Genomic DNA, 11,219 nt, shown 5'->3' with positions numbered 1-11,219 from the left:
AAACTGCGTTCCCTATGACACAAAAGCCTCCGGCGGGAGGCGCACTCCGCGCAGAGGAATATGGCTGCTGACGCAGCCGCGCTCCGGCGCGAGTGTGCGCCAAGCGCACACTTTTTTAAGCTGTAGTAGAAACTGCGTTTTCATGGCACAGAAACCTCCCGCGGGAGGCGGATATTTTTCACACAGGAAGCTGGGTTTTCCGCGGCGCAAAAGCCATCCGCGGGAGGCGGACTCCCCGCAAAGGAAAATGGCCGCTTGCCTAGCCGCCCACATTTTTTCCTCCGCCTGCAACTTTCCGCCCAGCCCGCCCGTCTAAAGATTAGAAAGGAGGAGAACAAAAATGGCCGGCAGAATAGAACAGAAAACCGAGAAGGTCCTTCTTGAAAATTATGATAACTATTACCGTTTGGCATACAGCTATGTAAAAACGGAGCAGGACGCCCTGGATGTGGTCCAGGAGAGCGCATATAAGGCAATCCGCGACTGCGGAAAGGTCCGGGAGGAGAAATACATTGGCACCTGGATCTATCGGATCGTGGTAAATACGGCGATGGATGTTTTGAGAAAGCAGGGGCGGGAGATCCTGATGGAGGAGAACCTGCCGGAGGAGGCCGTACATCCTTCCTATGACAGTCTGGAGCTGGGAGAGATCCTGGAGAGGCTGGATGGAAAGGAGAGAGCGGTGATTATTCTGCGGTATTTCCAGGATCTGAAACTGGAGGAGATCGCGGAGGTTTTGGAGGAAAATGTAAACACGGTAAAGGCCAGGCTCTACCGGACGCTGAAAAAGCTGCGGGTGGAGCTGGAGCCGGATGGCGCAGGGAGGCGGACAAGATGAACGATTGGAAAGAAAATTGGAGACAGCAGTATGAGGAGATTCCTGTACCGGACGAGGCAAAGAGGCGGCTGGAGGAGGGAATCCGCAAGGCGAAAGAGGAAAAACGGAACGTGATGCGGCTCCGTTTGATAAAACGGGTGGGAGGCACCGCCGCGGCCGCTATGGTGGCGCTCACCGTGCTGGTAAACGGCAGTCCAGCGGTTGCCCAGGCCATGGAGCGCGTCCCGGTGATCGGGGCCATCGCGAAGGTGGTCACCTTCCGCACCTATGAGGACAGCCGGGAAAACGCCGGGGCCCAGGTAAATATCCCTCAGATTGAAGGAGAAGGACAGCAGCCGGAGGCAAATCAGGCCATTGAGGAGTATGCGAACCGCCTGATTCAGATGTACGAGAAGGAGATCCAGGCCGGCGGTGAAAACGGCAATTATGGGCTGGATTCCACCTACGACGTGGTGTTTGAAAATCAAAAATACGTGAGCATCCGCATCCGCTCCACCCTGACCATGGCCAGCGGGACGGAGTTTGTAAAGGTGTTTAACGTAGATAAGGCCACCGGCCAGGTGGTAGAGCTAAAGGACCTGCTCTGCGGGGATGAGGCCGTTATGGCAGGCATCAGCGAGAACATCAAGGCCCAGATGGAGGCTCAGATGGCAGCGGACGAGAACGTCTCCTATTTCCTGAATTCGGATACGCCGGAGTGGGATTTTAAGGGAATTGACGGGGATGAAAGCTATTATTTCAACGAAAACGGCCAGCTGGTCATCGTCTTTGAGGAGTACGAGGTGGCGCCGGGGTATATGGGCGCCGTGGAATTCGTGATTCCGGAGAGTGTGACGGGGAGCTTTGGCGGATGATGATTTCCCGCTTATAACGGTTTCTTCCGGCCCTTCATAGGATAAAGAAAGGGCTGCCGGGAGAATGAGATGGCGGAAATCAGTTTGTGCATGATTGTAAAAAATGAAGAAAAGGTGCTGGGGCGCTGCCTGGAGTCGGCGCGGGGACTGGCGGACGAGATCGTGATTGTGGACACGGGCTCGACGGACAGGACGGTGGAGATCGCCAGGCAGTATACCAGCCTTGTGTATGAAATTCCGTGGAGGGACGACTTTGCCCAGGCACGGAATTTTTCGTTTTCCAAGGCGGGGAAGGACTACTGTATGTGGCTGGATGCCGACGATATATTTTCCGAGGAGAACCGGAAACGGTTCCTGGAGCTGAAACGGGGCATGGACGGCACAGAGGACGTGGTGATGATGAAATACGCCGCCGGCTTTGACGAGGCGGGAAACCCGGCTTTCACCTACTACCGGGAGCGGATCCTGCGCAACCATGCCGGTTTTACGTGGAAAGGGCGGGTGCATGAGGCCATCGCCCCCAGCGGGAAGGTGGTCTACTGGGACGCGGTGGTGTTTCACAGGAAGGAGGGCGGGGGAGAGCCGGGGAGAAACCTGCGGATTTATGAGAAAATGAGGGCGGACGGCGAGGAGCTGGGGCCGCGGGAGCTGTTTTACTACGGCCGGGAGCTTTTATACAACGACCGGCCGGAGGACGGGGCGGCGGTGCTGGAGCAGTTTCTGGAGAGAGAGGACGGCTGGGTGGAAAATAAGATCGAGGCCTGTGTAAACCTGGCGCTCTGCCTGAGAAAGCTGGGGAGAAGGGAGGAGGAGCTGCGTGCCCTGTTTCGCTCCCTGGAGTACGGCAGGCCCCGGGCGGAGGTGTGCTGCGAGGTGGGGCGGTGCTTTATGGAGCGGGAGGACTGGGAAACGGCGGTTTTCTGGTATGAACAGGCCCTTGCTGCTGGCCGGGACGACGGGCTGGGAGGCTTTGTGCGGGAGGAATGCCACGGCTACCTGCCTCACATCCAGCTCTGTGTCTGTCAGGACCGTCTGGGAAACCGGAAAGAGGCGTACCGCCACCACCTGGAAACGAAAAAGCTCCGTCCGGGCGCGCCGGAGGTGGCGTACAACGAGGTGTATTTTCAAAGCCTGGGGAAATGAACACAACTTGTTTTCTTTTCATATAGTATAGTACAAACATCGGAACGGCCGCAGGCGGATTTGCCTGATTACCCGGCAGTTTCCGGTGGGCGGGCCGGGACGGCGCCGGAGCGGAAAACGCGCGGTGGGCCGGCCTGGCGGGAAATGTATGAAAAGGAGTTGGAAATATGATTCGAAATAATATGATGAATGGTTTTCCGGGCCAGGGCGAGGGGGCTTTCAGGATGAACGGAGGCTTTGGCGGCGGAAATGACTGCGGAGGAAACGGCTTTGGCTGTGAGGATGGCGGTATGGCGGCCGCGGGCGGCTGCGGGAATCACTGCAGCTGCACCTGCCGTCCGTGTCCGCCGCCTCCCGGCCCGTGCTGCTGCCGCGGGGCCACCGGCCCTCAGGGCCCGATGGGATGTCCCGGGCCGCGGGGGCCGCAGGGTCCTCAAGGTCCCCAGGGCCCCCGAGGGCCTCAGGGCTTTCAGGGAGCGCAGGGCCCGGTAGGTCCTCAGGGCCCCGTGGGAGCTACGGGTTCCACAGGAGCTACGGGAGCCACTGGCCCGGCGGGAGCCGCGGGAGCCACAGGAGCCACGGGAGCCACCGGCCCTCAGGGCCCCCAGGGATTTCCCGGAGCCACGGGAGCTACAGGCGCGACAGGAAACACGGGAGCGCAGGGCCCCATCGGCCCCCAGGGCCCGGCGGGAGCAGTGGGAGCGGAAGGCCCCACAGGAGCAACGGGAGCCACAGGAGTGGCTGGGCCGACTGGCCCCACCGGCCCCACAGGAGCCACGGGAGCCGCTGGCCCGTCCGGTGAAAACGGCGCCCCCGGAGCCACTGGCCCCACCGGAGCCACAGGCGCAACCGGCCCGGCTGGCCCCACTGGCCCCACGGGAGCTACAGCGGCCTTGGAATTTACGCAACTGCCGGATAAAAAATAAAAGCCGTCCGTCTCACCGTTTCCCCGCCGGATCCTGAAAGGCGAACCGGATCTCCATTTCCCCATTTCCATAGACCAGGATCTGATCCACGAGAGCCATCAGAATTCCCCGGTTCAGTTTCCACAAAATTCCATCCTGGAACAGGGAGGCGAACTGCGTCTCCGGCGGGCCGTTTTCCTCTCCGGCAGCCGGAACTGCAGCCGGAACTGCAGCCGGAACTGCAGCCGGAACTGCAGCCGAAACTGCAGCCGGAACCGCGGCCGGAGCCGTACATTCCGCCGTAAGGCGCTGGACGGCCGCTTTTAAAGTTTCCGCCTGACCGGTGTACCGCGCCTTCATGCGCAGATATTCTTCTCTTGTGATTTCCCCCCATTTCCAGTCCTCGTAAAGATGGTCCGTCACGGCCAGCACCCGCGCCAGCTCCCGCTTTCGGGATTGCAGCAGGCCATTGGTATCCAGACGGCGGAGCCCTGTGAGAGAATGGCCGGGATCACAGCTGTCAGGCCGGGAGCAGTCAGGAGTGCCGGACACCCAGGCAGTACCTCCTCCGTTCCCGGGCCGCCTTCGCAAATGTTTCTTCTCGGATCCCCCCGGATCCGCCAGCTCTGTCAGATCCCCCAGCCCCGTTTCCACACGCAGAACGGAGAGCAGGATGCAGGACAGAGTATCCTCCCTCACGGAGTGTTTCGCGCAGCGGTTCCTGGATTTTTCCCCGTAGGTGCGGCACTGGTAGTAGACGATTCCCTTTGAGGAATGGCGGTGCATGGCTTTTTGGCAGTCTCCGCACCGGATCAGCCCGGAAAAAAGGTGCGGTTTCCCCGTGCCTGGGGCCGTCCGGGAGCGCCGGCCCTGAAGGGTTCCAGCCAGCTCAAAGGTCTCTTTCGGGATAATCGCCTGGTGCGTATCCGCGACCACATACCACCGCTCCTGCGGAACCGCCACCTTCTGGTGCACCTTGTAGCTGATGACAGCCTGCCGCCCCTGCACCATGGTTCCCGTATACACCGGATTTTTCAAAATGGCGGAAACGGTGCCCGGCGACCACAGGCCGTCGTTTTCGCCGGATCTGGAATTTTGATAGCGCAGGCCGCGGCTTAGCTTGTAGGCGGTGGGATTGGGGACAGCCAGGCCGTTGAGCCTGCGGGCGATGGCGTTTTTGCTCATGCCCTCGTACACAAACCAGTGAAAGATGGCCGCCACCACCGCGGCGGCGTCCCGGTCGGGGATGAGTTTGTTTTTATTTTCTGGGGATTTTTGGTAGCCGTAGGGGGCGAAGGCGCCGATAAATTCCCCTTTTCTCCGCTTGGCGGCAAAGGTGTCCCGGATGTCCAGGGAGGTTTTGGCGGCGAAACGGTCATTCATCAGGCCGTTTATGGGGATCTCCAGGCCGCCGATGGTCTCCGGGTGGAGAAAGCTGTCCACCTTCGGCTCGCTGACTGTGACAAACCGGATTCCGTACCGGGGAAACACATTTTCCAGAAAATAGCCCTGGTCAGAGTAGTTTCGGAACATCCGGGAGAGGTTTTTGCAGACTACGCAGTCGATGGCCCCGTTTTCCACGTCCCGCAGCATCCGCAGAAAGGCGGGACGGTCAAAATCCGTGCCGCTGCGGCCGTCGTCCACGTAATCGCCGAAAAAACGGTATTCCCCCACAAAAGCCGTTTCCAGATAGTCCCGGATGATCTTTTTCTGGTTGGTGACGCTCATGCTCTCGTCGTTTCCGTCGTCCTTGGAAAGGCGGATGTAGGCGCCTACGCGCCAGACCCGGCCGGGGGTTCCTGTTTCCCTTCTCATTTTGGTTTCCTTAGGAAAGCGCTTTGATAAAACCTATGACCCCTTCTTTGTCCCCTATGACACAGCGCGGGCAGAAAGCGGGGGGCGCATCAAACGCCAGATCAGGTGCTAGATCAGACGCCGGACGAAAAAACCGCCGCCTGGCCTCCGTTAGGGAGCCGCTCAGGCAGCGGTTTGAAATTACAGGACCTTTTCCAGGAATGACTTCGCCCGGTCAGTGGCCGGTGCGGAGAAGAAGGCGTCGGGAGTGGTATCCTCCAGAATGTGGCCTTCATCGATAAAGCAGATCCGGTCAGACACTTCTCTGGCAAAGCCCATCTCGTGGGTGACTAAAGCCATGGTGATGCCGGTGTGGGCCAGCTCCTTGATCACGGCCAGCACCTCCTTTACCATTTCCGGATCCAGGGCGCTGGTGGGCTCGTCAAAGAGCATGATCTTCGGCTCCATGGCCAGGGCGCGGGCGATGGCAATTCGCTGTTTCTGTCCGCCGGAGAGCTTGCCGGGATAGGCGTCCGCCTTCTCCGTCAGGCCCACCAGGGCCAGCAGCTCCATGGCCTTTTTCTGGGCCTCCTCCTTGGAAACCTTGTTCACGTGGGTGGGGGCGTAGATCATGTTTTCCATCACCGTCATGTGAGGAAACAGGTTAAAATGCTGGAACACCATCCCGATGTCCTTGCGGATCTTCTGAATATCCGTCTTTTTCTCCGTGATGTCCACTCCTTCGATGAGGACGGTTCCGCTGGTGGGGCGCTCCAGGAGGTTGATGCAGCGCAGGATCGTGGATTTTCCGGAGCCGGACGGCCCGATGAGGGTCACCACCTGCCCCTTTTCGATCTTAAAGTTAATGCCCTTTAAGACCTCCAGGTCTCCAAAGCTTTTATGCACGTTATGAAACTCTATCACTTCTGTTCACCCACCTTTCAAGACGGCTGGCAAGGGCCGAAAGTATCATGACGAAAATATAGTAAACCAGTGCGATCACCAGGTACGGCTCGAAGAAACGGTACGTGATAACCGTGATCTGGTCGGCCGCCCGCAGCAGCTCCACCGCTCCGATGTAGGAGAGGATGGAGGTTTCCTTCAACAGGGCTACCGCCTCATTTACAAGGCTGGGCAGGATGTGTTTCACTGCCTGGGGGATGATGATGTCCTTCATCATATCCTTATAGCCGACGCCTAAGGACATGGCGGCCTCGTACTGGCCGCGGTCGATGGCCTGGATGCCGCCGCGGAAGATCTCGGAGATGTAGGCGGCGGAATTCAGGGAAAAGGTCAGGATTCCTGACTGGGTTGCCGTAAAGGTAACGCCCAGGAGTTGGGGCAGGCCAAAGTGCACGATACACAGCTGCACCAGCAGGGGAGTTCCCCGGAAAATAGAGGTATAGAACCGGCCGAACCATACCAGGGGGGCGCATTTGCTGATCTTGATTAAGGACAGGAACACACCCAGGATGAAACCGCAGACGGCACAGATCAGTGTCATCTTCAGGGTCAAAACAGCTCCGTGGTAGAGAAACGGCCAGTATTGCCATACGCTGGAAAAATCAAGGCTCATTCTGATTTCCTTTCTGACGGATTAGTCGGCGATGAATTCTTCGCTTAAGTGGTTGGCGATGATCTCATCCAACTCGCCGCTTTCCATCATTTCCTTTAAGGTGTTGTTGAAGGTCTCGTAGTAGGGGGACTCCTTCGGGAAACCGATGGCGAAACAGTCGTCATCCACCTTGTCCATCAGGCTCATGGACAGGCCGGTGTTCTGCTTTAAGAACTCTACGGCTCCGGCTCCGTCCACGATGCAGGCGTCGGCGCGTTTGCTCTTTACTTCCTCGATGCAGGCCGGGCTGCCCTGGATGCCCACGGCGTTCACGCCCTCAATGCTTTCTGCTACCTGCTGGTAGTTGGTGCCGAATACGTAGGCTACGGTCTTTCCTGCCAGGGAGTCCAGAGTGGGGTAGTCGTCGCCCTCTCTGTAAACGATGGCGTTTCTCGGATAGAAGAAGATCTCGGAGAAGTCCAGAGTTTTTGCTCTCTCCTCAGTGGGAGCCATGCCGCCGCTGCAAAAGTCGATCTGCTTGGCCTGGATGGCTGCCGTCAGGCTCTTAAAGGGCATATCCTGGAACTCTACGGTTCCGCCGTTCTTTTCCACCACGGCGTTGATGATGTCGATGTTCATGCCCACGTAGATCTTGTTTCCGGACGCGTCCATCTCGATGGACTCGAAGGGAACGAAGGTGGCGGAGCAGCCCACTTTTACGGTCTTTCCGTTAAAGGGGTTGTCAGCGGAAACCTCGGCGGCCTCCGTGGTGTCGGCGGAATCGTCCGCAGCCTCTGTGGCTTCAGCAGAATCGTCTGCCGCCTCCTGGGAAACGGCCTCTGTTGCTGCGGCTGTGGTAGTTTCAGCGGTATTTCCGCCGGAGCATCCGGCCAAAGCGCCCACCGCCAGGGCTGTCAGGATTCCTAATACCATTTTTTTCATTGTGTTCTCCTCCTCTTTTTTACTGCCCCTGCCGCCTGTTTCCGCGACGGAGATGGGAAACTCAGGGGCGTTTTTATGAAATATTATTTGTATTAGCATATATTAGCATAAATATGCAAACTGTGCAATCCTTTTTCAACTCATATATTGCAATACTTATCCAGATAAGCTATACTGAAATCGTTTCGACTGAATTGTATATTTATTCCGGCGGCTGTCAGATGTCGCGGATGGATAAAGGAGGATTTTCAATGGCAGTTCCAGTGGACGGAAAAACAAACGGCCCCGGCATCGTGTGGCCGGGACGCAAGCGGGTTGCCGTCATGGTTACATTTGATTTTGACGCGGAGTTTCTGCGCATTTCCAGGGCGAAATCTAAGGGGACGGGAATCGGGTTTACCGATTATTCCAGGGGGCAGTATGGGCCTCATACGGGGATTTACCGCTGCCTGGATATGCTGGATACCCTGGGGGTGAAGGCCACGTTCTTCGTGCCGGGGGCAGTGGTGGAAACGTACCGGGAGCAGGTGGAGGAGATTCACAGGCGGGGCCACGAACTGGCGTACCACGGCTATCTTCACGAATCCGTCCGGGGGATTTCCCGGGAGGAGGAGACGGCGAATATGGAGAAGGCCGAGGCCCTGTTGGAATCCGTCACCGGGCGCCGCCCTGTGGGGCACCGGGGGCCGGAGAGCATCATCCACCCCTTTACGCCGGAGCTTTTGACGGAGCGGGGGTATCTTTACAGCTCCTCCATGAAGGACTGTGACTACGCCTATCTGTGGGAAAAGGACGGCCGGACGCTGCCGTTGGTGGAGCTGCCGGGGGATATTACCATGGATGATTTTACCTATTATTATTTCACCTTCAGCGACCCGGCGGTGCGGTCCATGTATACCAACCGGGAGGTTTACGGAAACTGGAAGGCGGAGTTTGACGGGCTGGCGGAAGAAGGGGACAAGATTTTTGTGCTGAAACTTCATCCCCAGATGATCGGCCGGGCCAGCCGCATTGCCATGGTGGGGGAGCTGATCGCCTATATGAAGGGGCACGGGGCCTGGATTGCCACCTGCGAGGAGGTGGCGCGGTACGTGCTGGAGCAGGAATGGGAAAAAAACGGGGAACAGGATTCTCCAGGGAAGGGAGGAGCTTTGAAATGATCGCTTGGCCGAATGGAAAACGGATCGCGGTGATGCTGGCCTTTGACCTGGACGCGGAGACCATGTGGACCACCAGGGGAGACGGAAACGGGGATCACATCACCAATTTGTCCAGAGGGGCCTATGGGCCGAAACAGGGAGTGCCGCGGATCCTGGAAATGCTGGATGTGTTTGGGGTGAAGGCCACGTTTTTTGTGCCGGGAGTGATCGCGGACAGCTATCCGGAGGTGGTGCGGGAAATCGGCCGCCGGGGGCATGAAATCGGGTTTCACGGCTATTTTCACGAAGAATTTACCACTACCACCTACGAGGAGGAAAAGGCTACCATGGAGCGGTGCGAGGCTTTGATCCGGGAGCTGACGGGGCAGCAGATGGTGAGCCACCGGGCGCCGGGAGGCGTGATCCACGATTACAGCCTGCGGCTGTTCGCGGAGCGGGGCTATATCGCCAGCTCCAACTGGCGGGACAGCGACGGGCCGTTTATCCATGAGCTGGACGGGAAGAAAATCCCCCTGGTGGAGCTGCCCAAGGACTCGATTTTTGACGACACAGCCTATGATTTTTACACGGACAGCGCGCCGGAGCGCTATGAGCTGAAATCTCCTGGGGAAATGCTTGAGATCTGGAAGGAGGAGTTTGACTCCCTGGCGGCGGAGGGGCGGATGATCAATTTTGTGCTCCACCCGCAGTTTATCGGCCGGGTCAGCCGGGTGAATATGCTGAAGGAACTGATCGGATATATGCTGTCTAAGGGCGCCTGGATTGCCACCAATCGGGAGGCGGCACAGTGGGTGTTAAAGGAGAGCGGGATGTAGGAAAACGGCGGGGGAGGCGGTGCGGCCGGGAGTTGCGGAAAGGCATAGGCGGCTACTGGAGCCACCGGCCCGGCAGGTCCGACGGGAGCTAGCGGAGCGACAGGCCCGGCAGGTCCGACGGGAGTTACCGGAGCGACAGGCCCGACAGGTCCGACGGGAGCTACCGGAGCGACAGGCCCGGCAGGCCCGACGGGAGCAACGGGAGCCACTGGCCCGACAGGAGCCACCGGCCCCGCAGGAGATACGGGAGCCACCGGTGAAACCGGCCCCACCGGAGCCACGGGTGAGGAGGGCCGCGCCGCCACCGTCCGAATCGGCAATGTCACCACCGGTGAGCCCGGTTCTGAGGCGGCAGTGACCAATTCCGGCACAGATCAGGACGCGATTTTCGATTTTGTCATCCCTAGAGGAGACACCGGATCCGCCCAGCCGCTGGATGTTCTGAGTGCCTACTCCACACCGGCAAAGCCTGGGACTACCGGCACCCAGCTGATCTTTGACCAGACGGCTACCTCTTACGGGAGCGCCATCTCCCACGCAAACGGCAGTGCCCAGATCACCATCAACGAGCCTGGTGTCTACGCTGTCGCCTTCCACACCGTGCTGGCCCCCATGGCCGGAGTGACCTTCCCGCTGCCCATCTCCTTAGTGTTGGAGCAGAATGGCGCGGCCCTTCCGGAGGCGGCGTCCCAGCATACCTTCCACACCTCCGCGGACTCGGCCAATGTGGCCTTCTCCACTCCCATTACCGTATCGTCGGTACCCACGGTGCTGACTGTGCGGGCCAGCGGCGGAGAGTTCCTCTACAGCGACAGCGCCATGAGCGTGTACCGCCTGGGAGACGTTCCGGCGTGACGGTTCAGATAAAAAATAAGAAAAATTTGAGAAGACAATAAAAAACCACAGAAATGTCCGTGCTAGGCGTACAAAAACGCCATAAAAAATCCCAGTGCTCCATAAAAAGGAGCACTGGAGAATAAAATCCAAGCAATCGGATGAAAAAAGGGTATCTGTTTTCAACAGATACCCTTTACCTGTGCCGAACAAGATTCGAACTCGCGACCTTCTGATCCGTAGTCAGACGCTCTATCCAGCTGAGCTACCGGCACATATTGTATTGCTACAACGTCATATATTTTATGATAATTTTTTTGTTTTGTCAATACTATTTTTAAAAAATTTCCGTGACAACATCCCTTCCATATCCCCTCCC

Annotated in this window: 11 protein-coding genes and 1 tRNA gene; 7 read left to right on the top strand and 5 right to left on the bottom strand. The window is 58.2% G+C overall.

The genetic code is table 11. The features are described from left to right. The first annotated feature begins 340 nt into the window (after window positions 1-340). The 4 genes from B5E84_RS19750 to B5E84_RS21260 all read left to right on the top strand — a co-directional run bounded on the left by B5E84_RS19750 (window position 341) and on the right by B5E84_RS21260 (window position 3,761). Window positions 341-838, top strand: coding sequence for a sigma-70 family RNA polymerase sigma factor (locus B5E84_RS19750; protein ID WP_087226580.1), 498 nt, complete (start codon window positions 341-343; stop codon window positions 836-838). Next, on the top strand, window positions 835-1,692 hold the full coding sequence (rsiV, locus tag B5E84_RS19745; protein ID WP_087226577.1) for an anti-sigma-V factor RsiV: 858 nt from the start codon (window positions 835-837) through the stop codon (window positions 1,690-1,692). Before B5E84_RS19750 ends, rsiV begins: the two co-directional genes overlap by 4 nt. Before the next feature lie 69 nt (window positions 1,693-1,761). Continuing rightward, entirely contained in the window at window positions 1,762-2,835 is a 1,074-nt protein-coding gene (locus B5E84_RS19740) for a glycosyltransferase family 2 protein (protein ID WP_087226575.1), read from the top strand. A 167-nt stretch (window positions 2,836-3,002) separates the two neighbouring features. After that, window positions 3,003-3,761 carry a collagen-like domain-containing protein gene (locus tag B5E84_RS21260; RefSeq protein WP_087226572.1) on the top strand — a complete coding sequence of 253 codons (759 nt, stop codon included), beginning with the start codon at window positions 3,003-3,005 and terminating at the stop codon, window positions 3,759-3,761. Window positions 3,762-3,773: 12 nt separating this feature from the next. Here the strand turns inward: B5E84_RS21260 and B5E84_RS19730 are convergent, their stop codons facing one another. From B5E84_RS19730 to B5E84_RS19715, 4 genes are all read right to left on the bottom strand, one after another. Continuing rightward, complete coding sequence (locus B5E84_RS19730; protein ID WP_087226569.1) at window positions 3,774-5,555, bottom strand: recombinase family protein; 1,782 nt, start codon at window positions 5,553-5,555, stop codon at window positions 3,774-3,776. A gap of 180 nt (window positions 5,556-5,735) precedes the next feature. After that, entirely contained in the window at window positions 5,736-6,458 is a 723-nt protein-coding gene (locus B5E84_RS19725) for an amino acid ABC transporter ATP-binding protein (RefSeq protein WP_087226566.1), read from the bottom strand. After that, the gene (locus B5E84_RS19720) at window positions 6,442-7,110 is read right to left on the bottom strand and encodes an amino acid ABC transporter permease (RefSeq protein ID WP_087226563.1); all 669 of its coding nucleotides are present in this window, start codon (window positions 7,108-7,110) and stop codon (window positions 6,442-6,444) included. The genes B5E84_RS19725 and B5E84_RS19720 overlap by 17 nt, the downstream gene beginning before the upstream one ends. A 21-nt stretch (window positions 7,111-7,131) precedes the next feature. Then, window positions 7,132-8,031, bottom strand: coding sequence for a substrate-binding periplasmic protein (locus tag B5E84_RS19715; protein ID WP_087226561.1), 900 nt, complete (start codon window positions 8,029-8,031; stop codon window positions 7,132-7,134). Window positions 8,032-8,282: 251 nt separating this feature from the next. Here B5E84_RS19715 and B5E84_RS19710 point away from each other — a divergent pair, with 251 nt between their 5' ends. From B5E84_RS19710 to B5E84_RS21175, 3 genes are all read left to right on the top strand, one after another. After that, on the top strand, window positions 8,283-9,191 hold the full coding sequence (locus B5E84_RS19710) for a polysaccharide deacetylase family protein (protein WP_087226558.1): 909 nt from the start codon (window positions 8,283-8,285) through the stop codon (window positions 9,189-9,191). Then, window positions 9,188-10,006, top strand: coding sequence for a polysaccharide deacetylase family protein (locus tag B5E84_RS19705; RefSeq protein WP_087226555.1), 819 nt, complete (start codon window positions 9,188-9,190; stop codon window positions 10,004-10,006). The genes B5E84_RS19710 and B5E84_RS19705 overlap by 4 nt, the downstream gene beginning before the upstream one ends. A gap of 354 nt (window positions 10,007-10,360) precedes the next feature. Then, complete coding sequence (locus B5E84_RS21175) at window positions 10,361-10,861, top strand: hypothetical protein (protein WP_242963450.1); 501 nt, start codon at window positions 10,361-10,363, stop codon at window positions 10,859-10,861. A gap of 180 nt (window positions 10,862-11,041) precedes the next feature. On the opposite strand, the gene B5E84_RS19695 is transcribed toward B5E84_RS21175, so the two are convergent. Next, window positions 11,042-11,115, bottom strand: a tRNA-Arg gene (locus tag B5E84_RS19695). Between the last annotated feature and the right edge of the window lie 104 nt (window positions 11,116-11,219).

Source organism: Lachnoclostridium sp. An14, from assembly GCF_002160755.1.
In the GTDB taxonomy this organism is placed as follows: Bacteria; Bacillota; Clostridia; order Lachnospirales; family Lachnospiraceae; genus Lachnoclostridium_A.
Note: the sequence above shows the minus strand (reverse complement) of the source record. Positions and strands in the feature narration are given on the sequence as shown.